Source organism: Nocardia sp. XZ_19_369 (assembly GCF_015355715.1).
In the GTDB taxonomy this organism is placed as follows: Bacteria; Actinomycetota; Actinomycetes; order Mycobacteriales; family Mycobacteriaceae; genus Nocardia.
The window spans coordinates 24,057-49,645 of record NZ_JACVED010000015.1 but is presented as its reverse complement, the minus strand read 5'-3'; the positions used below and the strand labels follow the sequence as shown (position 1 = coordinate 49,645).

Here is a 25,589-nt window from a genome sequence, read left to right as displayed (position 1 = left end):
CTCCGGTATCGGTTCCTAGATGACCGACGCCGCGACCGGGCCCGCGCTCGTTGTCGGACTGGGTAACCCAGGACCCGAATACGAGCGCACCCGGCACAACGTGGGGTTTCTGGTCGCCGACGTGCTCGCCCAGCGCGTCGGCGGCCGCTTTGCCGTGCACAAGAAGTCCGGCGCCGACCTGCTGCAGGCCCGCCTCGACGGCCGCCAGGTGCTGATCGCCAAGCCGCGCTCGTTCATGAATCTGTCCGGGCGCCCGGTCGCCGCGCTGGCGAAATTCTTCTCCGTGCCGCCCACCGAGGTGATCGTCGTGCACGACGAACTCGACCTGCTCTTCGGTGAGATCCGGCTCAAGCGCGGCGGCGGCGAGGGCGGGCACAACGGCCTTCGCTCCGTGTCGAGCGCGCTGACGACGAAGGACTATCTGCGCACCCGGATCGGCATCGGCCGTCCGCCCGGTCGGCAGGATCCGGCCGACTACGTGCTCAAGTCGTTCGCGGCGGCCGAACGCAAGGAAATCCCGGTGATCGTCGAGCAGGCCGCCGACGCGGTCGAGCTGTTGCTGCGCGTCGGATTGGAAACCGCGCAGAACCAAGTGCATTGAGTGCGGATGTGGCGAATTCGCCACGTTGCCAATGTTTTTCGATAGCTCAAGCAGCTATTCAGCTGAACACGTAGCGAATTCGGCTCGCCCGTACCACCGAACCGGCGGTACGGGCGTAGTGCTGCTCAGCGCAGGTGTGCGGCGGTGGCGGCGCGGCGCAGCTTGCCCGAGGACGTCTTGGGCAGTGCGCCGGGCCCGAGCACGGCGACGGTGCGCGGACGGGAGCCCACTTCCGAGAACACCGCGTGCACGATCTCGCGCTCGATCCGCTTGACCGCCTCGGGATTCTGGTAGTCGTTGCTCTCCACCACCACCGCGAAGCTCTCCCGCTTCTGCCCGGCGTCCAGGCGCACGGCGACCGCGTTGCCCGGCCGCACGCCGCTCACCCGGGTGGCGGCGCGCTCGATGTCGGTGGGGTAGATATTGCGGCCGCCCATGATGATGACGTCCTTGATCCGGCCACACACCACGATCAAGCCCTCTTCGGTGAAGTAGCCGATGTCGCCGGTGTCGAGCCAGCCCGCGGCGTCCTGCGCCGGTCGGAAACCTTCGACCGTGACATAGCCGGAAGTGACCGCAGGCCCGCGTAATTCGATCACGCCGACCGAACGCGGCGGCAGCGGCTGATGCTCTGTGTCCACCACGCGGCCTTCCAGATGGTCGACCAGGTAACCCAGCGTGGGCAGCCTGCGGATATTGCCGGGATGCCCGTGCTCGTCGGGCACCGGAACGGCCTTACCGAGCGCCTCCAGCAGGTCGGCATCGATGACGTCGAGCACCTGGCCCAGTCCGGGATCCGGAATCGACACGGCCAGCGTGGTTTCCGCCATGCCGTACACGGGGGTGAGGGCCATCGGGCTGAGCCCGAAGCGCTTTCCGGCCGCGGCCAGTGTCTCCATGGTGTCCGGGTCGACCGGCTCGGCGCCGTTCCACATGTAGCGAACGCTGCTCAGATCGAACGCGCCGTCGTCGGCCTGCTTCAGCCTGCGGGCCAGCAGCGAGTACGCGAAGTTCGGTGCGGCGGTGACGGTTCCGCGATACTTGGTGATCAGCTCGGCCCACAGTAATGGGCGCATCAGGAAGTCCAGCGGCGTCACGCACACCACCTCGGCGCCGATTTGCATGGGGACGCTGAGGAATCCGACCATGCCCATGTCGTGGAACAGCGGCAGCCAGCTGACCATCACGTCGTCGTCGAGCTGGAATTTGACCCGATCGAACATGGCGTAGGCGTTGACGAAGAAGTTGCCGTGCGTGATCCGCACCGCCTTGGGCGACCCGGTCGATCCGGAGGTCAACTGCTGCAAGGCGATATCGTCCTCGGCGGTCGGCACCGGGTCGGTGTCCGTGCCGTCGCGCAGCTGATCGATCCGCACCACCGTGATGCCGCGCTCGCGCAGCAGCGGTTCGGCCGCCTCGAACGGGGCACCGAGCACCACCGCGCGCGCCTCGATCATGGTCAGCACGGTCTCGGTGTCGCGCGCCCAGACGACCAGATCGGTGCGCGGCGTCGGCTGGTGCAGCATGGTGATCGAGGCGCCGCGCATCCAGATGGCCTGGCAGGCCGGTGCGATGTCGACCGGCATCCCCGCCAGCACGCCCACCGCGTCACCGTGTCCGATGCCTGCCGCCGCGAGCCCACCGGCCATCCGCCGGGCGATCCGATGGATCTCGCCCCAGCTCTGCCGCAGCGGTGCGTTCGGTTCGCCGGTCACCAGCCCCCGGGTAGACGCCTGCGCCGTCGCATACATCTCGTCGGTGAACCTGCTCAACGTCAACTCCCTCATCACCAGCTTCGGGTCGCCTGCCGACCTCCCTCAACTATCCCGCCATTCCGGCGTGGCGTTAACCCTTTTCCAGCGTGTCTGCGTTTGCTGGAGTGTCGCGGGTAACCGGATGTGCGGTCCGGACCGCGCATAGGCGCGGATACGGTCCGGAGCGCGGGTGGCCGGCCTGCTCGGTCCGCCCATCGCTCCAGTGCCGCACCGATCCTCGGTGGGTGACGACGCGTGCTGGGGCGGGGATGGGGCGCCGGTCAGCGAAAGGTGGTGGCGTACTGGTCGACATAGTGGCGGCCCGCGCGGGTGGCGAGGTCGCGCATCAGTTCGTCGGTCGCGGTGCGTGCGGTGTGGTGCTGCTCGGCGGGCAGGTAGTAGCGCGGGGTGCCGAAGCTGATCCGCACCTTGCCGAAGCGGGGCAGTCGCTTGCCGCGGGGGTTGACGCGATCGGTGCCGGAGAGCACCACCGGGATCACCGGTGCGCCGGTCGCCATCGCGACCCGCAGGGTGCCGGTGCGGCCGCGGTAGATCCGGCCGTCCGGCGAGCGGGTGCCCTCGGGGTGGATGGCCCATACGCCGCCCGTCTCGAGAATGCGGGTGGCGGCGGCGAGCGCGTCGGCCGCGGCGCTACCACCGGTCCGGTCGACCGGCACCTGACCCGTCGCCGAGAAGAACCACCGCTGGAACCGGCCGCGCAGGCCGGTGCCGGTGAAGTACTCCTGCTTGGCCAGGAACGTGACGCGCCGGGGCAGCACCAGCGCGAGGTACAGCGAGTCGATCACCGCCAGGTGGTTGGCCGCGACGATCACCGGCCCGGTGCGCGGAACATGATCCAGCCCTTCGACTTCGGGTCTGCCGAGCACCCGCAGCACGGGGCCGAGCAACACGTGTTTGAAGAGCCAGTACCACACGGAGAACCTCCCGATCGAAATGTGTAGACAATGTCTACCGCACTGGCGTAGACAGTGTCTACACCCGGATGTGGCGGCTGGCTGGCTGCCGTAGACAATGTCTGCATGGTCGAGAGTGAACCGCTGCGGGAGCGCCTGGTCGGGACGGGTGTCGACCTGTTGGAAGAGGTCGGTGCGGCGCAATTGGGACTTCGGGCGATAACGCGCGCTGCCGGTGTCTCACATGGGGCACCGCGCAGGCACTTCCCGACGCACCGCGCGCTACTCGCGGCCATCGCGGCGCGCGGGTTCGCCGATCTGATCGACCGGTTCGCCGCGGCCGATCCCGGTGGGTCCGCCCGAGATCGACTGGCGCGCATGAGCGTCGAGTACGTCGGGTTCGCCGGCGAGCGGCCGGAGATGTTCACCCTGATGTTCCGGCACGACCTGCTCGAAGGCTCCGGCGAGAATCTTCGCGCGACGACGTTGCCGCTGTTCGAGCGATTCGTGGCGCTGGTAACCGAGGCCGCCAAGGCTGGGTCCGTGGATGCTGCGCAGCGTGCGATAGCCCTGTGGACAAACCTGCACGGCATCGCCGCACTTCAGGCGAATCGCAGCCTGCGCCTGGTCGCGCCCGCCGCCGATCTCCGCGCGCTCGTGGACCGCGCCCTCGAATTACATCTGGCCTGAACGCAATTCCTCCGCTACTCGCCAGTCGAGCAGAGTGGTCTGGCCGCTAGCTGATCGAGCAGAGTCATCTGGTTGCCGTCCAAGGTCTCTGAGCGACCAGATGACTCTGCTCGTTGAGCGCTGCGGTCCGGCAGTTGCTTACAGCGCGGCGACGGCGGCCACGAATCGGTCCAGCTCCTCGAAGCTCACGAAGCAGTGCGGGGAGGCGCGGACCACGGACTGCAGCCCGCGACCGGTCATGTCCAGCAGCGTCGAGCCTGCCCGGCTGACGGTCACCGTGATGTTCTGCTCGGCAAGCCGATCGCGCACCGCGAGGGAATCGACACCGTCGACGGTGAACGACACGATGCCGCTGTGCTGAACGCCGATGTCGCGCACCGTCACTCCGGGAAGCTCCGGCAGTGCCTTGCGCAGGTGCTCGGCGCGGGCCGAGATGGCCTCGTACACATTCGCGGGACCGAGCTCGAGCAGGTACCGCACGGCCGCGCCGAGACCGAGGCGCGCGGCCACATCGCATTCCCAGAACTCGAAGCGGCTGGCGTCGGGCGCGAGGCGGTATTCGTCCGGGGCGGTCCACTCCGCACTGTGCAGGTCGAGCCGCGCCGGTTCCATCGTTGCCGCCAATTCCGGTCGCACGTAGAGGAATCCGGTGCCGCGCGGCCCGCGCAGCCACTTGCGGCCGGTGGCCGAGAGCGCGTCGACGTCGAGTTCGGCGACATCGATCGGGAGCTGTCCGGTCGACTGGCAGGCGTCGAGCAACACCAGCGCACCGACCGAACGCGCGATCCTGGTGGCCTCGGCGGCCGGGTTGACCAGGCCGCCGTTGGTGGGCGCGTGCAGCACCGAGACAAGCTTGACCCGCTCGTCGACCAGCGCCGACAGCGCGTCGAGGTCGAGCTGCCCGGTGCTGTCGCTCGGGATCTTTTCCACGGTTGCCCCGGTGGCGCGGGCGCGCTGCAGCGCCGCGATGGCGTTGCTCGCGTAGTCGGCCTCGGAGACCAGGATGCGATCACCCTCGGCCAGCGGAATCGAGTAGAAGAAGTCGGCCCACGCGCGAGTCGCGCTGTCGCTCAACGCGATACTGGACGGCGCCGCGTTGATGAGCGTGCCGATCGCGGTCTTCACCGCGGCGAGATCGTCGAGGCGCTCGTTCGCGGCGCGATAGCCACCGATCTCGGCTTCGCGGCGCAGATGGTCGACGACGGTGTCCAGGACGACGCGCGGGGGCAGTGACGATCCGGCGCTGTCGAGGAATACCGGACCCGGCTCGGCACCGGACGCGCAACCAGGGGTGTCGGCTCGGACACGATCTTCAGCCAGCATGATTCCGACCTTAACGGGCGCGGCGGGACCGGGTCTGTCCGTGCCCGGTCGGTCCCCAGTTCGGTTTCTTGTCGATTTCTTGTCGGTGGTGATCGCTACTCTGGATGGATGCCGCGAGCGGAATACAAAACGGCCACGCGGCGATAACAGAACGACGGCGGACACGAAACCACAGCGATTCGGACCCACAGTGGAGGTTGGTATGGCGGTCACGCTGGAGCATTCGGAGCTGGTCAGCCGGGTAATCCACGATGGGGAGCTAGGGTCGCGAGCCGCCGCCGAGGCGTATATCGGCGGCGTCTGCTTCAAGCAGGGACCACCGACGCTGATCGGCGCCGAGCTCGAATGGCTCACCGTGCAGGGTGAGTGTTCGGCGTCAGGCCCTTCGGCCGCCCCGCGTCCCCAGTTGACTGCCCTGGCGGATGCCCTCGGACCGTATGCACCACGGTCCATCGCCCCCGATTCCCCGGAATTGGCCTTACCAGGGGGCAGCCGGGTCACCATCGAACCCGGTGGCCAAATCGAATTGTCCAGCGCACCGTTCGCTGATGCCGCGCAGCTGAATACCTCGCTCCGCGACGATGCCCGCCTACTGCGGGAACTTCTCGAATCTCGTTCCATCCGAACCGTTTCCGTCGCTGCCGACGCGGACCGCCGCCCCAAACGGCTGCTCCAGCTACCGCGCTATCGCGCCATGGAACAGACCTTCGCCGGCATCGGCCCGTTCGGCAAACTCATGATGTGCAATACCGCCGCGACCCAGGTCAGCGTCGACGCCGGTGCCGATCGCGCCGATATCGCCGCCCGCTGGACCGCGCTCTACGCCATCGGCCCGGCACTGCTCGCCGCCTTCGCCTGTTCGCCCGCGCTGCGCGGCGCCCCGGCGGGGGAGTGGGCGTCGCAACGCATGCGCGCCTGGCTGCGGCTGGACAACGCCAGGACCCGGCCGCCGCTGATGGACTGGGTGGATCCGATCCACGGCTACAGCCGGTGGGCCCTGGACGTGCCGCTGCTGTGCGTTCGAAGACCCGACGATGCGGCCCGCGCACCCGGCAACGGCGATACCGGCTGGTCGCCGCCGCCGGGAGCGACCTTCGCGGACTGGCTCTCCGGTGCCCTCGACGACGAGGTGGGCCGCCGCCCCGACCGCAACGACCTCGACTATCACCTGACCACGCTGTTCCCGCCGGTGCGCGCGTCCGGTTACCTCGAGGTCCGCTACATCGACGCACAGCCCGGCGACGGCTGGACCGTGCCGATCCACGTGCTCGACGCGCTCATGTCCAGCCGTGCCGTTGTCGCCGAGGCGACCGCCATCGCCGCGCCGCTGGCGGGCCACTGGCTCGACGCCGCCCGCTACGGGTTGGCCGATCTCGACATCCGCGCCGTGGCGGTGGAGCTCCTCACGCTGGCCGCGGCCCATGCGGCGACGGACGAGGCGGTCCGCGAGATCGAAGCCGCCACGCAACGATGTCGCAGCGGCCAGGGACCCGGGGCGGACGGTCCCGGAGCCGTCTCGTGACACGGGTGGCAGCGAGCCGAGTCGTGCAAAGAGCCTGTCTGCATTGCCGATCCGGTCCGGCGTTGAGCCGTGCCGACGCCGACGCCGAACTATCCCCCGGAGACCTATCGTGACCATTCACCATCCGCCTGCCTCCGACGTTTCCGACACCGAGCACCTGCGTGACCGGATCGCCGAGGTACTGACCCGTGCCAGACAGCGCACGCTCACCCTCACCGACTGCATCGACGAAGCCGAACTGGTGGCGCAGCATTCACGGCTGATGAGCCCGCTGGTGTGGGATCTCGCGCACATCGGCAACCAGGAAGAACTGTGGCTGGTCCGCGATGTCGGCGGCCGCGAGGCGGTGCGCGCCGACATCGACGAGCTGTACGACGCGTTCAAGCACGCCCGCTCGAACCGTCCCGCGCTGCCGCTGCTCGACCCGACCCAAGCCAGGAGATATGTCGGTACCGTCCGCGACAAGGTGTGGGATGTGCTGGGCCACAGCGATTTACGCGGCGCGCCGCTGATCGATGGCGGTTTCGCCTTCGGCATGATCGCCCAGCACGAGCAGCAGCACGACGAGACCATGCTGGCCACCCACCAATTGCGCACCGGCCCAGCGGTATTGACCGCGCCCGCCGTGCCGATCGCGCCCACTCCCGTCACCGGCGAAGTCGTCGTTCCCGCAGGTGAATTCACCATGGGCACGTCCACCGAGCCGTGGGCGCTGGACAACGAGCGCCCCGCGCACCGAGTTCGACTGCCCGGCTTCGCCATCGACGCCGCGCCGGTGACCAACGAGCAGTACCTGGCCTTCATAGACGACGGCGGCTACGAGCGCCCAGAGCTATGGTCCGAACGCGGTTGGGCGCACCGGCAGGAGGCCGGCCTGGTCGCGCCGCAATTCTGGGAGCGCGACCCCGCCGGTCACTGGTGGCGTCGCGTCTTCGGTGTGATGACGCCGCTGCGCCCGCATCAGCCGGTGGTGCATGTGTGCTGGTTCGAGGCCGAGGCGTACGCGAACTGGGCGGGCAAGCGGCTGCCCACCGAGGCCGAGTGGGAGAAGGCCGCGCGCCACGACCCGGCCACCGGCGCAGACCGCCGATTCCCTTGGGGCGACGCCGAACCCGACGAGGCCACCGCGAATCTGGGTCAGCGCCACCTGGAACCCGCCGACGTGGGCGCCTATCCGGCGGGTGCGACACCCGCCGGTGTGCATCAGCTCATCGGCGACGTCTGGGAGTGGACCGCGTCAGGTTTCGATCCCTACCCGGGCTTCCACGCCTTCCCCTATCGGGAGTACTCGGAGGTCTTCTTCGGCGGCGACTACCGGGTGCTGCGCGGCGGCTCGTTCGGCACCGACCCGGTGGCCTGCCGCAGCACCTTCCGCAACTGGGATCACCCGATCCGACGGCAGATCTTCTCGGGATTCCGGCTCGCTCGCGATCTGCGACCGGGGGAGGGCGAGTGAGCGCGGAGGTTGCCCATTGCCGGTCTCGGCCGCCAGAGGTGCGGAGTAGATCAATGCGGAAAACTTCCGGTCGCCCGACGAGAGGTGGTTACTGATGTGCAGACATCTCGGTTACCTGGGCCCGGCGGTGAGCGTCGGTGAGATGCTCACGGCCGGTACACATTCCCTGCGCACCCAGGCATGGGCGCCGCGGGACATGCGCGGCGGCGGCACGGTCAACGCCGACGGGTTCGGTGTCGCGTGGTGGCGCGCCGCCGAGGTCGACGGCACCCGAAACCCCTTGGCGACCAGTGCCTTACCCGGCGGCGGCTCGCCGAACAGCACGTTGATCGCCAGCCGGTACCGCAACGCCGCGCCTATCTGGACCGACCCGGCGGTGGAAGAGGTACTGACGCAGCTGCATTCGACCGCCGTGCTGGGGTCGATCCGGTCGGCCACCGTGGGGATGCCCATCGAGCGGACCGCGTGCGCGCCGTTCACCAGTGGTCGCTGGGCCTTCAGCCACAACGGCGCGGTGCCGAACTGGCGTCCGGTCGTCACCGCGGTGTCCTCCGACCTGGACATGGCCGCCACCCAGGTCGGCGCGACCAGGCTCTTCGAGACGATTCAACTGCTCGAGGCGGAAGCCCCCACCGACGCCGCGACGCTCTGGGTGCTGCTGCGGCAGATGCTCACCGCAATGGAGCCCGGCGGTTTCGTCGACTCCCCGGGCACCGCCCTCGGCCTGCTCGTGTCCGGCGTGCTGCGCCACGCACCCAACGCCCGGCTCAACTTCCTGCTCGGCGACGGCGAAACCCTCTGGGCCACCACGGTGCACCACTCGCTGTCGGCCCTGATCACCGACACCGTCGCGGTGCTCGCCTCCGAACCCTATGACGACGACCCGAATTGGCAGTCGATCCCCGACCGCAGTCTGGTGATCGCCCGGCCAGGCCAGCTTTCCATCGACCCATTGCCCGACGGCACGAAAGGCGCACGATGACCGCACCGACGCTGGAGATCCACCTATCCGACGACGACCTCACCTCGGCATTGCGGGCGGACGCCCGGCTCGGCCTCACCGCCGACCCGAAGTGGCTGCCGCCCAAGTGGTTCTACGACGCCCGCGGCAGTGAATTGTTCGAGCAGATCACCGAGCTCCCCGAGTACTACCCGACGCGCACCGAACGCGCGCTGCTGGAGCGGGTGGTCGGCGAGATCGCCCGGGTCGCGCAGGCCGAGGTGCTGGTCGAGCTCGGCGCGGGCTCGGCCGCCAAGACGCGGCTGCTGCTGTCCGCGCTGACCGCCGAGGGTCCGCTGAAGACCTATGTCCCGCAGGATGTCTCGGCCAGTGCGCTGCGCGCGGCGGCGGACGAGATCGCGGGCGAGTTTCCCGGGCTCGCCGTGCACGGGGTGGTCAGCGACTTCACCGACACCCTGCACAACCTGCCCGGCGGCGGCCGCCGGATGATCGCGTTCCTCGGCGGCACCATCGGCAATCTGGTTCCCGCCGAGCGCGCCGAATTCCTCGCCAGCATCTACGAGGTGCTCGAGCCGGGCGAGCAGCTGCTGCTCGGTGCGGGGCTGGTGATCGACCCCGCCGTGCTGGTCCCCGCCTATGACGACGCGGCAGGCGTCACCGCGGAGTTCAACCGGAATGTGCTGCACGTGTTGAACTCTCGGCTCGACGCCGATTTCGCGCCGGAGAAGTTCGAGCACGTCGCGCTGTGGGACGCGGCCAACGAGTGGATCGAGATGCGCTTGGCGGCCACCGAGGACATGACCGTCACGGTCCGCGAGCTGGACCTCACCGTGCGTTTCGCCCGCGGCGAGCAGCTGCGGACCGAGATCTCGGCGAAGTTCCGGCTCGACGGTCTTGCCGCGGAGCTGAGCGCCGCCGGGTTCAGCACCGAGCAGGTGTGGACCGACCCCGACAACCGCTTCGCGCTCGTCCTCGCGGCTCGCGACTAGGCCAGCAGGGGTGACCGGGTGGTCGCCCCGCTGACCACGGCGCCGAGCCAATCGATCAGGGGCCGCATCGTCTCCCAGGCGGTGCGGATCTCCTTGGCGGCCCGTGGCTGGTCCAGCCACGGCGGCGCCCCGAACTCCTTGTTGCAGACCAGGGCCTTGCGCCGGAGCAGGTCGATGCGCGGATGGTCGGCGTCGTAGCCTTTCGGCTTGGTCTTGAGCTGCTCACCGCCGATCGTGTAGCCGGCCTTGGTCAGCTTCGCGAGAATCTTTTCCAGCTCCGGACCGCGCACCTCGTGGTCGATGGTGGCGCGCAACTGGGCGATCTGTTCCGAGGAACCACCGTAGAAGCCGCCCGCGACGTAGAGTCCCGCCGCGCCGATCTGCACATACCAGCCGGTGCTCGGCGCCACCGACACGTACGCGCCCTGGTGGTCCTTGTACGGCGTCTTGTCCTTGGAAAAGCGCACGTCGCGATACGGCCGGAAGATCTTGGCCGGGCCGAAATCCGGCTCCAGCTCGGCGGTGAGGGCGAGCATCGGCGCCTTCACCGCCGTCTCGTACACGTCTTTGTGCGCGGTCCAGAACGTCTTCGAGTTGTCCGCCTCGAGATCCTCGTAGAAATCCAGCCCCGCCAGCGGAAAGCCGCTGAACTTGTTCATGACTGTGCCTCGCTCATACCGAGCAATCTACGTTCTCAGGTCTCCGTTGAAGATGAGGAACCCCACCAGGAAGCCGATGATCATGGTGACGCCCGACGCGATCGCGGCCCACTTGCCGAGGGATTCGCCCTTGCTGTGGCCGATCAGCCCCAGGACGATGCCCGCGGGGCCGAACAGGATGGGGCAGAACAACACCGCGATCGCGGCGCAGACGAATCCGATGATGGAGAACACCTGGGTGCCTACGGTCCGCGGGGCGGCGTATGGCTCGTAGGACTGCTGCGAGTAAGCGGCGTAGCTGCCCTGCTGCAGACCGGGCTGTTCACCGTAGCCGCCGCTCGGCGGGTAGTTGTACATCCCGCCCTGCGGATACTGCGCCGGGCCGCTCGCGTCGTGGAGTCGGCCACCTCCCGGATACTGCTGCGGGCTCGAATCTTGCGGCTGGCCGCCGGGATACTGCGCGTACTGCTGCGGGCTGCCCGAATCCGGTGGTTGGCCGCTGCCGGGGAACTGCGGATATTGATGCTGTGGATCGGATTGCGCGCCCCACTGCTGCTGACTGCTCTGCGGCCCGGCAGGTCCCGAGTCGCCGGTCGGTTGGCTGCTCGACGGCCCCGCGGGCCCCGTACCCCACGGTTGCGCATGCCCACCGAGCGGTCCGCTCGGCGCGTCGGTCGGCTGCCACCACTCGCCGGGCGCGGGCGGCGGCGGGGTGTACGGCTCGCTCGAAGGTTCCGCCGCACCAACATCTTTCGACAGCGAAGGCGGCGAGCTCGCTTCTGCGGATTTCGCCGACGAGCCGGAGTCGCGCGACGCAGGCGCGGCACCGGTGTCCGTCGACGGATCTCCCGACCCGCTCGCACTCGCCGACGACGCGGACTGCGCGCCCGCCGACCCCGGCGCACCGCCGGGACGTTCCGGATTCTGCGGCGTACTCATCGCGCCTCCTCATGTCGTCCGGCCGCCATCGCTGCGCTCCGCCGCCACTGACCACCGACAGCGGACGGATCGCGTCCGGCATGTCCGTCATGCGTACCACGGCGGCCGAGCTGTCATAGCCGATTGCGCTAGGTGGCGCCGCCGGCCGTGGGCAGGACGTCAGAAATCGGAATCGTCGACGATCTCCATGGCGATCACCTCGGCGGGCCGCTCGTCGTCCTGGGCCTTCTCGGCGCGCTGTTCGCGCGGGGTCGACTCCTGCGCCAGTTCGTCGGCGATGCCGAGCCTGCCGTCGTCCTCGTTCTCGTGATAGCGAATCCGCAGGTCATCCGGCGGATCCTCGACATTGCGCTTGTAGGCGCGGATCTCGTCGGCTTGGTCGTCGTCTCCCATGTCTGTGTCCAACGGTTCACGGTCCATACCTCTCAGTATCCCCGTGCAAAGCCATCGCTACCGGAACCGGCGCAAAAGAAATGGCGGCCCGGACCGAAGCCCGAGCCGCCATCTCGCGGTATGTATCTATGCGTTGCCGTTGAAAAGGCCGGTGACCGAGCCGTTCTCGAAGACCTCGCGGATGGTGCGGGCCAGCAGCGGGGCGATGGACAGCACCGTCAGCTGCGGGAACTTCTTCTCTTCGGTGATCGGCAGCGTGTTGGTGACCACAACTTCCTTGGCACCGCAGGCGGCGAGCCGCTCGGCGGCCGGGTCGCTCAGCACGCCGTGCGTGGCGGCGATGACCACGTCACCGGCGCCCGCGTCCTTGAGCACCTTGACCGCGCCGGCGATGGTGCCACCGGTGTCGATCATGTCGTCGATCAGGATGCAGGTGCGGCCCTCGACGTCACCGACCACGCGGTTCGCCTTGATCTGGTTGGGCACCAGCGGGTCACGGGTCTTGTGGATGAACGCCAGCGGCGAGCCACCGAGCGAGTCGGCCCACTTCTCGGCGACGCGCACGCGGCCGGAGTCGGGGGAGACCACGGTGATGTGATCGAGGGTGTAGTTCGTCCGGATGTACTCGGCGAGCTGCAGCTGCGCGTGCATGTGATCGACGGGGCCGTCGAAGAAGCCCTGGATCTGGTCGGTGTGCAGGTCGACGGTGATGATGCGGTCCGCGCCCGCGGTCTTCAGCAGGTCGGCGACCAGGCGAGCCGAGATCGGTTCGCGACCACGGTGCTTCTTGTCCTGGCGGGCGTAGGGGTAGAACGGCAGCACGGCGGTGATCCGCTTGGCCGAACCGCGCTTGAGCGCGTCGATCATGATGAGCTGCTCCATCAACCACTGGTTCAGCGGCGCGGGGAAGCTCTGCAGCACGAACGCGTCGGAGCCGCGGACCGACTCCTCGAACCGGACGAAGATCTCGCCGTTGGCGAAGTCGCGTGCCGTCTGCGGCGTGACGTGGACGTCGAGTTCCTTGGCGACCTGCTCGGCCAGCTCAGGGTGGGCGCGTCCCGAGAAGAGCATGAGGTTCTTCTGGTTGTCGATCCATGACGCGGTCACTGCTGTTTGCCATCCTTTTGCTCGATTGCCGGACCGGAGTTGTCTTTGGCGGCGTTGGCTTCTGCCGCCGCGCGCGCCGCGGCCGTTCCGGGACGGTGCCGCTGCACCCAGCCCTCGATGTTCTTCTGCGGTCCGCCGGAAATCGCGAGTGCGCCGGGCGGAACGCTTCTGCGCAGTACAGTACCCGCCGCCGTATACGCTCCGTCACCCACCGTTACCGGTGCGACAAACATCGTGTCGCTTCCCGTTCGCACATGCGATCCGACAGTGGTGTGATGCTTGGTCACTCCGTCGTAGTTCACGAAAACACTCGAAGCGCCGATGTTGCTGTGCTCGCCGATGGTCGCGTCACCGACGTAGGTCAGATGCGGCACCTTGGAGTGCGCGCCGATCGAGGCGTTCTTGGTTTCCACGAACGCGCCCAGCTTGCCGGAATTGCCGACCACCGTGCCCGGACGTAGGTAACTGAACGGGCCGATCGTCGCGCCGGGGCCGATCATCGCGCCCTCGCCGTGCGTGCGGATGACCCGGGCACCGTCGCCGACCACCACGTCGGTCAGCGTGCTGTCCGGCCCGATCTCGGCGTCCTCGCCGATTACGGTGTCGCCGAGCAGCTGCACGCCGGGGCGCAGAATCGCGTCCCTGCTGATCCGAACGCTCGCATCCACCCAGGTCGAGGCGGGGTCGATGATGGTGACGCCGGCCCGCATGTGCCGTTCCAGGATGTAGCGGTTGAGTCTGCTCGTCGCGCTGGCCAGCTGGACCCGGTCGTTCACGCCGGTGACCTTGGCCGCGTCGACCAGGCGGGCGCCGTGCACCGGATGCCCGGCCTCGCGGGCCAGCCGCAGCACGTCGGTCAGGTACAGCTCGTGCTGGGCGTTCGCGGTGGACAACCGGCTGATCATGGTGCGCAGCACATTCACGTCGAACGCGTAGACACCCGAGTTGACCTCGGTGATCGCGGCCTGCTCCGGAGTGGCGTCGGCGTGCTCGACGATCTCGGCCACCCGGCCGTGCGCGTCACGGACGATGCGGCCGTAGCCGTTCGGGTCGTCCGGCACGAAGGTCAGCACCGTCACGGCGGAACGCTCGGTATAGCTGCGGTGCTCGTCGAGCAGCGCGGACAGCGTGTGCCCGTCGAGCAGCGGTACATCGGCGGAGGTGACGAGCAGGTCGCCGGTGAAGCCGACGGGCAGCGCGGCCAGTGCGCACTGCACGGCATGTCCGGTGCCGAGCTGTTCCTCCTGAATGGCGGGAGTGATCTCCCGGCCCAGGTCGGTGGCCACCGCGTTGACGGCGGCGCCGACCTGCTCGCGGTCGTGACCGACCACGGTGATCAGGTATGCGGGGTCGATCTCGTTCGCCGCATGCAGCGCGTGTGCGAGCATGCTCCGACCGGCCAGCGAATGCAGCACCTTGGGGGTCTTCGACCGCATTCGCGTCCCGGCACCGGCTGCGAGAACGACGACGGCGGTCTGCTGTGGCATGGATCTCCCTCGGCTGCCTGTCATCGTGCTTGGCTCTGCTCATCGTGCGGGGGTCTGCTGTGCTGGGCGCCGATGTGCGGGCCAACGATAGTCATCGTGCTGCCGAGCTCCGCCGCCAGGACTCGAACCTGAACTATCTGAACCAAAATCAGAGGTGCTGCCATTACACCACGGCGGATTGTCACATCGGCGGATCGGGAACACCCGCCGCTGTGCCACGGCACGGGAAAGATCCTCGCATACACCCGCGCCTCTCCGCGATTCTTGCCGGTAGTTGGAGCGTCGACAGGGTCGCGGCGGCAGTTGATCGGGGGCGCGCCCGGGGTTGACGGCGCAATCTGCGGTGCTGTCTGGAACAGTTAAGGCACCGGACGGTCTTTGGCGAAGGGAGGCGGGAGCGATGTCGACCAGTGAACCGCCCAAGGTGTCGCGTCCGCGGATGACGGGTACCCAGCGGCGTCAGCAACTGATCGAGATCGGTCGCGCACTGTTCGCCGAGCGCGGTTACGACGCCACCTCGATCGAGGAGATCGCGCAGCGGGCCCAGGTCTCCAAACCCGTGGTGTACGAGCATTTCGGTGGCAAAGAGGGTCTGTACGCGGTCGTGGTCGACCGGGAGATGTCGATGTTGCTCGACATGATCGTCTCTTCGCTCACCCAGAACCGTTCTCGGGTCCGGCTCGAGCAGGTCGCGCTCGCACTGCTCACCTACATCGAGGAACGCACCGACGGCTTCCGCATCCTGGTGCGCGATCAGCCGACCGGCAATGCCGAGGGCCGATACTCCAGCCTGCTCAACGAGGCCGTGAATCAGGTGGCGCACATCCTCGCCGGCGATTTCGATCGCCGCGGTTTCGACACCAGCCTCGCCACCCTCTATGCCCAGGCGTTGGTCGGCCAGGTGGCCACCGCCGCGACCTGGTGGCTGGACGAACGCAAGCCGTCGAAAGAGGTTGTCGCCGTGCACTTGGTGAATCTGTGCTGGAACGGGCTGAGCCATCTGGAGGCCGACCCGCACCTCAGCTCGGAGTGGCGCGCTGGTATCGAGGAGTGACTCGGGTTGTTAACCAGCGAATTGCGAAGCGGGTCCAGTCGAATGCTCGAATTGACTGCCGAGGGCCCGCCTGGTGGTACGGTTCACCCATCCTTTGGGTGCTGTTCGGGCGGTAAGTCGGTCTACTTCGTGATGTCGGTCTACTTCAGGATGGCTGGTTTTTAGGATGACAGGCGGATCTGATGGCTAGGCAAGCGCGCGCGGAGATCACCCGCGACTCCGTTCTTGCGGGCGCTGCCGATGTCTTTCTGCGCTTGGGTTACGCGAACGCGAGTCTGAGCGAGATCATCGCGCAGTCCAATGTGACCAAGGGCGCCTTGTACTTTCACTTCGGCTCGAAGGAAGAGCTGGCGCGCGCGGTGGTCGACCAGGGCAACGAGCGGCTGGTCAGCTCGTGCCAGGGCTTCTTCGATCCCCGGGTGCCCGCACTCGAGGCGTGCATCGGCATCACCTACGTCGTGGCCGACCTATCGATGAACGATCCGATGGTCGGCGCGATGCTCAAGCTGACCCATCAGATCGGTGACTATCGCGGCGCGCAGGGCGACAACATCGCCAAGACGTGGGGCGACACCTACCGCGTACTCTCCGAAAGAGCCATCGCCCAAGGCGATTTGCAGCCGGAGCTCGACGCCGAGGTGATCGGCATGCTGCTGCAGGAGATGACCGCGGGCGTGCACATCATCGCCGTCGGCACCGAGTCGATCGACCAGATGGCGACCAGGATGGAACGCGTCTGGTACTTCCTGCTCCCGTCGATCGTCCCGGCCGAGAAGCTCGCCTACTTCCGCGAGTTCGCGGCAAGGCGCCTGCGCAGGTACGTGCCCTAACGGCCCGAGCTCGATGTGTCGGCGGGCTTGACTAGACTCGGCTCGCTGCTGGAAATACCCGGCTCGAGCTCAGGAGTTGTGATGCCGACCCATCGCCCACCGCTGGCGGGACTCGCGGCGGTCGCCGGTGCCGACGCCGCGATGCGGACCGTCGCCGAACTGGTCGGCAAGTCCTCGGTCGAGCTGGTCGGACCGTCCGGTGTGCGTGCGTTTGTGGCCGCGACGATCGAGGCGAAGCGGCCGCTGGTCGTCGTCACCGCGACCGGGCGCGAGGCCGATGATCTGACGATCGAGCTGGAGGAGATGCTCGGCCCGGCGGTCGCGCAGTTCCCGTCCTGGGAGACCCTGCCGCACGAGCGGTTGTCGCCCGGCGCCGACACCGTCGGGCGCAGGCTCGAAGTGCTGCGCAGGCTGGCCCACCCCGAAGACCCTGCCTTCCCCGCGCCGTTGCGCGTTGTGGTGACCACTGTGCGGTCGCTCATGCAGCCGATGGCGGGCAGCCTCGGCGACATCGAACCGATCGTGCTGCGCGTCGGCGCCGAACTGGACTTCGATGAACTACTCACGCGCCTGGTCGAATTCGCCTACAGCCGGGTCGACATGGTCGGCAAGCGCGGCGAGTTCGCAGTCCGCGGCGGCATCCTCGACCTGTTCCCGCCGACCGCCGATCATCCGGTGCGGGTGGAGTTCTGGGGCGACGAGGTCACCGAGCTTCGCCCGTTCGCCGTCGCCGACCAGCGCTCGCTGACCGAAGTCTCGGTCGATGTCGTCGTCGCGCCGCCGTGTCGCGAGCTGCTGCTCACCGCCGACGTGCGCGAGCGCGCCGCAGCGGCCGCCGTCGCCAACGCGGCCGACGCCGCCTTGGTCGAGATGCTGGAGAAGCTGTGCAACGGCGTCCCGGTCGACGGCATGGAGGCGCTGCTCCCTGTGCTGAAGCCGGGCGAGCTGCGGCTGCTCACGGAGGTGCTGCCCGAGGGCACCCATCTGCTGCTGTGCGATCCGGAGAAGATCCGCACCCGCGCCGCCGATCTGGTGCGCACCGGCGAGGAGTTCCTGGAGGCATCCTGGACCGCGGCCTCCTTCGGCGCCGCCGCGCCGCTCGGCGCGCACGGTCTGGACCTGGCTGCCTCCGGCTATCGGGCGCTGCCCGAGGTGCACGCGAGCGCGGACGAGCACGAACTGCCCTGGTGGACGCTGAGCCCGCTCACCGCAGGCACCCCGGCCGAGGTGGTGCTGCCGGTGCTGGCCGGGCCGACCGCCCGCGGCTCCGACGAGCTCGTCGCGACCATCTTCGCCTCGCTGCGCGCGCACGTGGCCACCGGCGGTCGCGCCGTGGTCGTGGTCGCCGGACACGGTACGGCGCAACGCATTCTGGAACGCCTCGCCGACGCCGAGGTGCCCGCCGCCGCGCTGGAACCGGGCGCCGAACCCGGCAACGGCGTGGTCGGCGTGCTGTGCGGTTCGCTGCACGACGGACTGGTCTTCGACGACGCCGGGCTGGTCGTCGTCGCCGAATCCGATCTCACCGGCAACCGGATGACCGCGCCCGGCGACGGCAAGCGACTGCCCGCCAAGCGCCGCAACCAGGTCGACCCGCTGGCGTTGAACGCGGGCGACATGGTCGTGCACGACCAGCACGGCATCGGGCGATTCGTCGAGATGATCGAACGCACGGTCGGCGGCGCCCGCCGGGAATACCTCGTCATCGAATACGCGCCCGGCAAGCGCGGCCAGCCCGGCGACCGGTTGTTCGTGCCGATGGAGTCGCTGGATCAGCTGTCGCGCTACGTCGGCGGCGAGCTGCCCAGCCTGTCCAAGCTCGGCGGGTCGGACTGGGCCAACACGAAACGCAAGGCGCGCAAGGCGGTTCGTGAGATCGCCGGCGAGCTGGTGCAGCTGTATGCCGCGCGCCAGGCGGCGCCGGGGCACGCGTTCGGCCCCGATACGCCGTGGCAGCAGGAGATGGAGGACGCGTTCGCGTTCACCGAGACCGTCGATCAGATGACCGCCATCGCCGAGGTGAAGTCGGACATGGAGAAGCCGGTCCCGATGGACCGGGTGGTGTGTGGCGACGTCGGTTACGGCAAGACCGAGATCGCCGTGCGCGCGGCGTTCAAGGCGGTGCAGGACGGCAAGCAGGTCGTCGTGCTGGTGCCGACAACGCTACTCGCGCAACAACATCTGCAGACCTTCACCGAACGCGTCGCGGGCTTCCCGGTGACCGTGAAGGGTCTGTCCCGATTCACCGATCCGGCCGACGCCCGCGCTGTACTGGAGGGCATGGCCGACGGCAGCGTCGACATCGTGGTCGGCACCCACCGCCTGCTGCAGACCGGCGTGCGCTGGAAGGACCTCGGGCTCGTCGTGGTCGACGAGGAGCAGCGCTTCGGCGTCGAACACAAGGAACACATCAAGGCGCTGCGCACCCATGTCGACGTGCTGACCATGTCCGCGACGCCGATCCCGCGCACCCTGGAGATGAGCCTGGCCGGCATCCGCGAGATGTCGACCATCCTCACCCCGCCGGAGGAGCGGCATCCGGTGCTCACCTACGTCGGCGCCTACAACGACAAGCAGGTCACCGCCGCCATCCGGCGCGAGCTGCTGCGCGACGGCCAGGTCTTCTACGTGCACAACCGGGTGTCCTCGATCGACAAGGCCGCCAAGCGGATTCGCGATCTGGTGCCCGAGGCCAGGGTGGCCGTCGCGCACGGTCAGATGAACGAGGACGCCCTCGAATCCACCGTGGAGGGTTTCTGGGAGCGCGAATTCGACGTGCTGGTCTGCACCACGATCATCGAGACCGGCCTCGACATCTCCAACGCCAACACCCTGCTGGTGGAACGCGCTGACGCCCTCGGCCTTTCGCAGCTGCACCAGCTGCGTGGCCGGGTCGGACGCAGCCGGGAACGCGGGTACGCCTACTTCCTGTACCCGCCGGAGAAGCCGCTCACCGAGACCGCCTACGACCGTCTCGCCACCATCGCGCAGAACTCCGACCTCGGTGCGGGCATGGCGGTGGCGATGAAGGACCTCGAAATCCGCGGCGCCGGTAACGTGCTCGGTGCCGAGCAGTCCGGGCACGTCGCCGGCGTCGGCTTCGACCTCTACGTCCGGCTGGTCGGCGAGGCCGTCGAGGCGTACCGGGCCGCCGCCGACGGCAGGCCCATCACCACCGAGGAACCCAAGGAAATGCGCATCGACCTGCCCGTCGACGCGCACATCCCGCCCGACTACATCGGCAGCGACCGGCTCCGGCTCGAGGGATACCGCAAACTGGCCTCCGCGCAGGACGATTCGACCCTCGCCTCGGTGGTCGAGGAGCTCGTCGATCGGTACGGCCCGCTGCCGGTCGAGGTCGGCCGCCTGGTCTCGGTCGCCAAGCTCCGGCTGCTGGCCCGCGAGTACGAGGTCACCGAAATCGCGGTCACCGGAACAACACTCAAGGTCTCGCCGCTGCAACTGCCGGACTCGAAGCAGATGCGCCTCAAGCGGATCTACCCCAGCGCCAGCTACCGCGCGGCCAGCGGGGTCATCTCGCTGCCACTGCCGCGCGTCGAGGACAGCGTCGGGGCGGACCGGGTCCGCGATGTCGTGCTCCTGCAGTTCGTCGCCGACCTACTGCTCGCGTTGGATGGAAAGGCGCAGGGCGCAGTAGATCTCACCACCGCGACCGAGGTCTCGGCCGCCCGATGAGTACCGACCGGGACGAGGCGGTGCTGCGGGCCGCCCGCCACGCCGCCGCCAGCCAGCCGACCGAGGCACCCTCCGACACCGCCGTGGTGGCGGCCGGTCTCACCGGTGCCGTGGAAGTCATGGACCGCCTGTGGAATTTCGGCGGCTGGGAAGTCACCCAGACCCACGACTCGCTGCGCCCCTACCTGCTCGAGGAAACCTACGAACTCCTCGACGCGATCCAGCACAACGACGCCGAAACCATCAAGGAAGAACTGGGCGACCTGCTGCTCCAGGTGCTCTTCCACTCCCGGATAGCCCAGGCGGCAGGCGAATTCACCGTCGATGACGTCGCCGCCGCCCTGGTGGCCAAGCTGGTCAACCGCAGCCCCTACCTGCGCGACGCCGACTTCGCCGCCGACACCTCCCTCGAAGAGAAGATCGCGGCGCAGGAAAGTGCCTGGGAAGAACGCAAATCCGCGGAAAAGTCCCGCCGCTCCTGCCTCGACGGCATCGCCATGGCGCAACCCGCGCTGGCCCTCGCCGAAAAGATCCGCGACCGGAGCACGAAGGCGGGCCTGCCCGCCGACCTGATCCCCGAGGACCTGCGCACAGTTCACCTCGGTGGGCCCGACAGTGCCGAGGAACGCCTCCGCAAAGCCACCCTCGCCTTCGCCGCCACCATCCACGCCACCGAAGACGCCGCCGAAATCGCCCGCGGTGAACGCCGTCCGCTCACCAGCGACGATTGGTACAAGTACTGGGCGGCCGACGCGTAGCGTTGACGAAACGAACGTCGGCGGTCGGGCAGCAGTGTGCACGGGATTCGGCACAGCCCGGCTCGGGATCGGGAGGTTTCGGATGTTGAGTGTGTTTTCGTCGCCGGGGCACTACGTGCAGGGGCGCGCGGCCACCGAGCAACTCGGCGCGGAGATGGCGCGGCTGGGGATCGAGGGGCCGGTCACCATCGTGGCCGGGCGTAGCGCGCAGCGGTTGCTGGCCGAGGCGTGGGAGCGGTCGCTGACCGACGCGAAAATCGCTTACACCGTGCATCTTTCGAGTGGGGAGTGCACCAGGGCGGAGATCGCGACGATCACCGCGGCGGTGCGGGACAGTGGCAGCACCGCGGTGCTCGGGGCGGGCGGTGGGAAGGTGCTCGATTCGGCGCGTGCGGTCGCCGACGATCTGGCGTTGCCGATGATCAGCTGTCCGACCACCGCGTCGAGCGATGCGCCGTGTAGCGCGCTGTCGGTGATCTACACGGCGGCAGGCGAAGTCGAGACCTACCAGCTGGTCCGCCGCAACCCGGCGCTGGTACTGGTGGACACCTCCGCCATCGCCCAGGCGCCGGCCCGGCTGCTCGCCTCCGGCATGGGCGACGCGCTCGCCACCTGGTTCGAGGCGCGTACCTGCACGGCCGCGCGGGTGCGCAATATGCGCGGTGGTGCGTCCACTCGCAGTGCCACCGCCCTCGCCGAACTCTGCTACAACACGCTGCTGGCGGACGGCACGCAGGCCTTGGCCGCGGTGCGCGAGCACGCCGTCACCCCCGCGCTGGAGCGCATCGTCGAGGCCAACACCCTGCTATCCGGTCTCGGCTTCGAATCCTCCGGGCTGGCCGCCGCGCATGCCGTGCACAACGGACTCACCGCCGCCCCGCAGACACACGCGTTTCTGCACGGCGAGAAGGTTGCTTTCGGCGTCCTCACCCAGTTGGTGCTGGAAGGTGCCGCGGCCGGCGAGATCGATACCGTCCTCGACTTCTGTACCGAAGTCGGCCTGCCCACCACCCTCGCCGCGCTCGGCCTCGCCGATGCCGACGAAAATACGCTGTTCGCCATCGCAACCCGCGCCACCGCACCCGGCGAAACGATCCACAACGAGCCGTTCACCGTCGATGCCGAGATGACCCTCGACGCGATTCGCGCCGCCGACGCCCTCGGCCGGCGCTGAATCGTACGTCAGTCCGCGCGTAGCCGATGTTCAACGTCGCAAGGGCCGTGCGCCGTTGAACGAACCGCCCGCGCGTGCGACATCGAGACGTCGCAAAGGCTTGAGCCGTGGTGCCCCGCTGGTGCCTGCCACGCCGAATCAAACCCCTATTCGGCTATGAGACGCGTCACTGATCAATTCGGCGCGCGGTGACGTCGGCCCACCTCGGCGGGATTTCGACATCCAAACCTCACCTTCCCGAAAGCATGTCGTCACCGTCTGGCGGGAAACCTGTCAGTAGTCCTTCGCTATTCTGGCGGTGGAATCCGAAGCCAATGGCGGGCAAACCGCCGGGGAGGACGTTCGGTCCGGTGCACATCAGCAGAGTCGCGGAGCACCCGCGACCGGATCATGTGTTGTTCCACTTCAGCGACACCCACGTGATCGCCGGCGACGGGGATTTGTACGGTGACGTAGACGCGGACCAGCGATTACGCCAGTTACTAGAGCAGGCCGCGGCCAGTCGGATCCAGCCGACCGCGATCGTGTTCACCGGTGATCTCACCGACAAGGGTGAACCCGCGGCGTACGACAAGCTCAAGGCCTTGATCGAGCCATTTGCAAGAAGTTTGCCAGCGCCCATCGTATGGGTCGCGGGGAACCACGATGACCGCAGTCTCCTGCGCCGCAAGCTGCTCGGCGAACGAGGATCGACCGCGCCGCTGGACCGCGTCCATCTGATCGACGGCCTGCGCATCATCGCCCTGGATACTTCGGTCCCCGGCCACCACTACGGCGAGATCTCCGACGAACAGCTGGATTGGCTGCGTTCGGTGCTCGCCGAGCCCGCACCGTTCGGCACCATCCTGGCCATGCATCATCCGCCGGTCCCGTGCGTGCTCGACCTCGCCGTCACCGTCGAGCTGCGCGACCAGCGCAGGCTGGCCGACGTGCTCGACGGCAGCGACGTCCGGGCCATCCTGGCCGGTCACCTGCACTTCTCCACCAACGCCACCTTCGCGGGCATCCCGGTCTCGGTGGCCTCGGCGACCTGCTACAGCCAAGATCTCGGCGTCGAGCAGGGCGGCCTGCGCGGTCGAGACGGCGCGCAGGCCTTCAACTACGTGCACATCTACCCGGACACCGTGGTGCACTCGGTGGTGCCGATCGACCGCGGCCCGACGGTCGGCTCACCCGCGACGGCCGAAGAGGCCGCTCAGACGCTCGCGGCGGCGGGCATTGTCATCCCGCCCGCCGCACGCATCCCGCATGTCATGCGGCGCCGGGAGACGACTCCGGAATCGGATGACGAGACGGTGCGCTGAGCCGCTCCCACGGTGCCGGATCCGGGAAGTAGCCGGACAGGAACTCTGAAACCGCCTGTACCCGTTCGGTTTCGGTGATCTCCGGGAAGCTTCCGTCGTTCAGGCAGAAGAAGTCGACATCACGCCGTTCGGCGATACCGTCCAGCAGCGCAAGCCCTGTGCGGCTGGTCGTGTCGACGTAGCGCATCTTCGCCTTCTCCTGCGGCACCGCGCGCCCGGTGAGCAGCGCGTAGTAGTGATACAGCGAGTTCGTGACGGAAATGTCGGTGGCCGAACGGAACCGGCTGGCCCTGGTGCGCGCGAAGTCGGCACCGAACTCGGCCTCCATCTCCAGTAACACGCTGCGCCGCAATGGAACCGGCGTGTGCTCGAGGTGCCGGGTGATGACGTGACCGAACCGCTCGGCGAGCAGTTCCCGGTTCCTCCGCGCGGCGTTCTCGAAACCGCTGCGCCGCTCGTTGTTTCCGCCCGGCCCGATCCTGGTGTCGGCCTCGATGAACCGGCTGACGCCGCCCGCGGTGAAGAACATCGACGGGCGCACCGGACGGGCGAAGAACATGTCGTCGTTGGAGTACAGGAAGTGCTCGCTGAGCCCCTCGATGTGCTGCAACTGGCATTCCACCGCATGGGAATTGAACGTCGGCAGTCCGCTGGTGTCCGAAAAGTGGTCCAGCGCACGGACAACCGTCACCCGGGGATGCTCGGCCAGCCACGCGGGCACGGTCGAGTCGGTGGCGATGAAGATCCGCCGGATCCACGGCGCGTTCTTGTCCACCGACCGCAGTGCGTATTTCAGCTCGTCGATCTGCCGGATGCGCGCGTCGGCGTCGTCACCCTCGCCGACCACCACCTGCGCCAGCATCCCGGCGCGGCGGGCCCGGAACTCCGGGTCGGAGCCGTCCACCCAGGAGAACACCAGGTCGATGTCGAAGTTCACGTCGGTGGCCTGCGGCGCGAACATGTCGACCAGGGTCGGCCAGGCGCGGTCGAACAGCAGCACCTGCGTATGTTCGACATCGGCCAGGTCGAACACGTTGCGGGTGAGGGCATTCGGGCGCGGGCACTCGACCGTGTCGCCGTGGTATTCCCACAGTTCCAGCTCGACGTGGTGGGCCGGATCGCTGTCGCGGCCGAGCCGGAAAACGTTGTGCCGCACTTCGGTACACGCGAAGCCGGCGGTCGTCGCGGCGGCCGTCACCCGGCGCACCATCAGCTGGTGTGCGGCGTCCGTCGCGAGCATGAGTCGTGCGCCGCTGTCGCGGATCAGCAGGAACGGCACCTCGGCGGCCGCGAGTTCGCTACGCAGCCAGCCCAAATCCTCGATCATCGCAGCCGATACGGCCAGGTTGCCCGCCATCGGCCGGGTCACCATCTCTACTGCCGTCGGGTTCACAGCCCCCATGTCCATCATCAGTTTCTTCTCCACATCCGTTCGTGCACCGTTGGGTCCCAGCTCCGAGGCACCGCGCCGGGGCCGAGCGGCGCTGCCGCCGGCGTCGTGACGCCGACTGGGCAGCACCGCGCCCGGCGCGGTCGGATTCAGAAGTGGGGCACGATGCCGTAGCGCGGGAACGAATTGATCACGCGGATTCCAGACGATCGGTTAACCATTCGTTTTCACCTCACTCACGGCAGGACGCACAAGCGTCGGATGGGTGTGCTGGATCCGTGCGCGCGGCTGACGAACGACCGAGCGTGCGCACGGGAGACAGCACGCTGGCCGGACAATCATCGGCCGGCAGAAGAGAGATGTCCTAGACAACAATGGGGACTGTACGAATGATGCATCTACGGTGACATTTCGTCAATCGGGACACTCCGTCCCACCCGCTGCCGTTCCGCTGCCTCTGGCGTGGCCCTTTGCGGTGCCGACCGCATAGCGGCCGGTCGCGCAAGGCATCTCGGCATGGTTGTGCTGGGCGTACGCCGGCTAGCGCGTTCGCGCACCGTGATTGTCATCATGACCGGGCGATGAACG

Annotated in this window: 21 protein-coding genes and 1 tRNA gene; 12 read left to right on the top strand and 10 right to left on the bottom strand. The window is 68.2% G+C overall.

What is annotated here, in order from left to right; all coding sequences use genetic code 11:
- Positions 1 to 19 precede the first annotated feature (19 nt).
- On the top strand, positions 20 to 601 hold the full coding sequence (gene pth / locus IBX18_RS40195) for an aminoacyl-tRNA hydrolase (protein ID WP_194838656.1): 582 nt from the start codon (positions 20 to 22) through the stop codon (positions 599 to 601).
- A 125-nt stretch (positions 602 to 726) separates the two neighbouring features.
- On the opposite strand, the gene IBX18_RS40190 is transcribed toward pth, so the two are convergent.
- Both IBX18_RS40190 and IBX18_RS40185 read right to left on the bottom strand, forming a co-directional pair.
- A complete protein-coding gene (locus tag IBX18_RS40190) occupies positions 727 to 2,373 on the bottom strand; it encodes a fatty acyl-AMP ligase (RefSeq protein WP_194838655.1) in 1,647 nt (548 codons plus the stop codon).
- Positions 2,374 to 2,636: 263 nt separating this feature from the next.
- Positions 2,637 to 3,290 carry a 1-acyl-sn-glycerol-3-phosphate acyltransferase gene (locus IBX18_RS40185; protein WP_194838654.1) on the bottom strand — a complete coding sequence of 218 codons (654 nt, stop codon included), beginning with the start codon at positions 3,288 to 3,290 and terminating at the stop codon, positions 2,637 to 2,639.
- 105 nt (positions 3,291 to 3,395) lie between these two features.
- On the opposite strand from IBX18_RS40185, the gene IBX18_RS40180 reads away from it, so the two are divergent.
- Positions 3,396 to 3,959 (top strand): TetR/AcrR family transcriptional regulator, encoded by a 564-nt coding sequence (locus IBX18_RS40180; RefSeq protein ID WP_194838653.1) that lies wholly within the window; start codon positions 3,396 to 3,398, stop codon positions 3,957 to 3,959.
- A 138-nt stretch (positions 3,960 to 4,097) separates the two neighbouring features.
- On the opposite strand, the gene IBX18_RS40175 is transcribed toward IBX18_RS40180, so the two are convergent.
- Entirely contained in the window at positions 4,098 to 5,282 is a 1,185-nt protein-coding gene (locus IBX18_RS40175) for an aminotransferase class V-fold PLP-dependent enzyme (RefSeq protein WP_194838652.1), read from the bottom strand.
- A gap of 202 nt (positions 5,283 to 5,484) precedes the next feature.
- Between IBX18_RS40175 and egtA the strand changes: the two genes are divergently transcribed.
- From egtA to egtD, 4 genes are all read left to right on the top strand, one after another.
- A complete protein-coding gene (egtA, locus tag IBX18_RS40170) occupies positions 5,485 to 6,804 on the top strand; it encodes an ergothioneine biosynthesis glutamate--cysteine ligase EgtA (protein ID WP_194838651.1) in 1,320 nt (439 codons plus the stop codon).
- Positions 6,805 to 6,913: 109 nt separating this feature from the next.
- Positions 6,914 to 8,260, top strand: coding sequence for an ergothioneine biosynthesis protein EgtB (gene egtB, locus IBX18_RS40165; RefSeq protein ID WP_194838650.1), 1,347 nt, complete (start codon positions 6,914 to 6,916; stop codon positions 8,258 to 8,260).
- 94 nt (positions 8,261 to 8,354) lie between these two features.
- Entirely contained in the window at positions 8,355 to 9,242 is an 888-nt protein-coding gene (locus tag IBX18_RS40160) for a class II glutamine amidotransferase (RefSeq protein WP_194838649.1), read from the top strand.
- Positions 9,239 to 10,210 (top strand): L-histidine N(alpha)-methyltransferase, encoded by a 972-nt coding sequence (gene egtD, locus IBX18_RS40155; protein ID WP_194838648.1) that lies wholly within the window; start codon positions 9,239 to 9,241, stop codon positions 10,208 to 10,210. Before IBX18_RS40160 ends, egtD begins: the two co-directional genes overlap by 4 nt.
- Here the strand turns inward: egtD and IBX18_RS40150 are convergent.
- From IBX18_RS40150 to IBX18_RS40125, 6 genes are all read right to left on the bottom strand, one after another.
- A complete protein-coding gene (locus tag IBX18_RS40150) occupies positions 10,207 to 10,869 on the bottom strand; it encodes a DUF2461 domain-containing protein (protein ID WP_107659281.1) in 663 nt (220 codons plus the stop codon). The two genes, egtD and IBX18_RS40150, sit on opposite strands and share 4 nt — an antisense overlap.
- A gap of 27 nt (positions 10,870 to 10,896) precedes the next feature.
- Positions 10,897 to 11,808, bottom strand: coding sequence for a hypothetical protein (locus IBX18_RS40145; RefSeq protein WP_194838647.1), 912 nt, complete (start codon positions 11,806 to 11,808; stop codon positions 10,897 to 10,899).
- 159 nt (positions 11,809 to 11,967) lie between these two features.
- The gene (locus IBX18_RS40140; RefSeq protein WP_194838646.1) at positions 11,968 to 12,228 is read right to left on the bottom strand and encodes a hypothetical protein; all 261 of its coding nucleotides are present in this window, start codon (positions 12,226 to 12,228) and stop codon (positions 11,968 to 11,970) included.
- 99 nt (positions 12,229 to 12,327) lie between these two features.
- Entirely contained in the window at positions 12,328 to 13,308 is a 981-nt protein-coding gene (locus tag IBX18_RS40135) for a ribose-phosphate diphosphokinase (RefSeq protein WP_107659278.1), read from the bottom strand.
- On the bottom strand, positions 13,305 to 14,795 hold the full coding sequence (gene glmU / locus IBX18_RS40130; RefSeq protein WP_194838645.1) for a bifunctional UDP-N-acetylglucosamine diphosphorylase/glucosamine-1-phosphate N-acetyltransferase GlmU: 1,491 nt from the start codon (positions 14,793 to 14,795) through the stop codon (positions 13,305 to 13,307). The genes IBX18_RS40135 and glmU overlap by 4 nt, the downstream gene beginning before the upstream one ends.
- Positions 14,796 to 14,902: 107 nt before the next feature.
- Positions 14,903 to 14,973: transfer RNA gene (locus tag IBX18_RS40125), tRNA-Gln, on the bottom strand.
- A gap of 222 nt (positions 14,974 to 15,195) precedes the next feature.
- On the opposite strand from IBX18_RS40125, the gene IBX18_RS40120 reads away from it, so the two are divergent.
- The 6 genes from IBX18_RS40120 (at position 15,196) to IBX18_RS40095 (ending at position 23,611) form a co-directional block, all read left to right on the top strand.
- Positions 15,196 to 15,849, top strand: coding sequence for a TetR/AcrR family transcriptional regulator (locus IBX18_RS40120; protein WP_135233382.1), 654 nt, complete (start codon positions 15,196 to 15,198; stop codon positions 15,847 to 15,849).
- Positions 15,850 to 16,031: 182 nt separating this feature from the next.
- A complete protein-coding gene (locus IBX18_RS40115; RefSeq protein ID WP_014988187.1) occupies positions 16,032 to 16,679 on the top strand; it encodes a TetR/AcrR family transcriptional regulator in 648 nt (215 codons plus the stop codon).
- Between the two features lie 141 nt (positions 16,680 to 16,820).
- Positions 16,821 to 20,375 carry a transcription-repair coupling factor gene (gene mfd, locus IBX18_RS40110; protein WP_373889274.1) on the top strand — a complete coding sequence of 1,185 codons (3,555 nt, stop codon included), beginning with the start codon at positions 16,821 to 16,823 and terminating at the stop codon, positions 20,373 to 20,375.
- Positions 20,372 to 21,133: a MazG family protein gene (locus IBX18_RS40105; RefSeq protein WP_194838643.1), complete on the top strand. Its 762-nt coding sequence runs from the start codon at positions 20,372 to 20,374 to the stop codon at positions 21,131 to 21,133. The genes mfd and IBX18_RS40105 overlap by 4 nt, the downstream gene beginning before the upstream one ends.
- An 82-nt stretch (positions 21,134 to 21,215) precedes the next feature.
- Positions 21,216 to 22,307, top strand: a complete 1,092-nt coding sequence (locus tag IBX18_RS40100; protein WP_194838642.1) for a glycerol dehydrogenase — start codon at positions 21,216 to 21,218, stop codon at positions 22,305 to 22,307.
- A gap of 350 nt (positions 22,308 to 22,657) precedes the next feature.
- On the top strand, positions 22,658 to 23,611 hold the full coding sequence (locus IBX18_RS40095) for a phosphodiesterase (protein WP_194838641.1): 954 nt from the start codon (positions 22,658 to 22,660) through the stop codon (positions 23,609 to 23,611).
- On the opposite strand, the gene IBX18_RS40090 is transcribed toward IBX18_RS40095, so the two are convergent.
- Complete coding sequence (locus tag IBX18_RS40090) at positions 23,559 to 25,022, bottom strand: stealth family protein (protein ID WP_194838640.1); 1,464 nt, start codon at positions 25,020 to 25,022, stop codon at positions 23,559 to 23,561. The genes IBX18_RS40095 and IBX18_RS40090 overlap by 53 nt on opposite strands.
- Positions 25,023 to 25,589 lie beyond the last annotated feature (567 nt).

Coding starts and splice junctions, on each gene's coding strand:
- IBX18_RS40100 (WP_194838642.1), top strand. CDS start 21,216: ATGTTGAGTGTGTTTTCGTCGCCGGGGCACTACGTGCAGGGGCGCGCG.
- egtA (WP_194838651.1), top strand. CDS start 5,485: ATGGCGGTCACGCTGGAGCATTCGGAGCTGGTCAGCCGGGTAATCCAC.
- IBX18_RS40180 (WP_194838653.1), top strand. CDS start 3,396: ATGGTCGAGAGTGAACCGCTGCGGGAGCGCCTGGTCGGGACGGGTGTC.
- pth (WP_194838656.1), top strand. CDS start 20: ATGACCGACGCCGCGACCGGGCCCGCGCTCGTTGTCGGACTGGGTAAC.
- IBX18_RS40090 (WP_194838640.1), bottom strand. CDS start 25,022: ATGATGGACATGGGGGCTGTGAACCCGACGGCAGTAGAGATGGTGACC.
- IBX18_RS40150 (WP_107659281.1), bottom strand. CDS start 10,869: ATGAACAAGTTCAGCGGCTTTCCGCTGGCGGGGCTGGATTTCTACGAG.
- IBX18_RS40145 (WP_194838647.1), bottom strand. CDS start 11,808: ATGAGTACGCCGCAGAATCCGGAACGTCCCGGCGGTGCGCCGGGGTCG.
- IBX18_RS40175 (WP_194838652.1), bottom strand. CDS start 5,282: ATGCTGGCTGAAGATCGTGTCCGAGCCGACACCCCTGGTTGCGCGTCC.
- IBX18_RS40120 (WP_135233382.1), top strand. CDS start 15,196: ATGTCGACCAGTGAACCGCCCAAGGTGTCGCGTCCGCGGATGACGGGT.
- glmU (WP_194838645.1), bottom strand. CDS start 14,795: ATGCCACAGCAGACCGCCGTCGTCGTTCTCGCAGCCGGTGCCGGGACG.
- IBX18_RS40105 (WP_194838643.1), top strand. CDS start 20,372: ATGAGTACCGACCGGGACGAGGCGGTGCTGCGGGCCGCCCGCCACGCC.
- mfd (WP_373889274.1), top strand. CDS start 16,821: ATGCGGACCGTCGCCGAACTGGTCGGCAAGTCCTCGGTCGAGCTGGTC.
- IBX18_RS40160 (WP_194838649.1), top strand. CDS start 8,355: ATGTGCAGACATCTCGGTTACCTGGGCCCGGCGGTGAGCGTCGGTGAG.
- egtD (WP_194838648.1), top strand. CDS start 9,239: ATGACCGCACCGACGCTGGAGATCCACCTATCCGACGACGACCTCACC.
- IBX18_RS40115 (WP_014988187.1), top strand. CDS start 16,032: ATGGCTAGGCAAGCGCGCGCGGAGATCACCCGCGACTCCGTTCTTGCG.
- IBX18_RS40140 (WP_194838646.1), bottom strand. CDS start 12,228: ATGGACCGTGAACCGTTGGACACAGACATGGGAGACGACGACCAAGCC.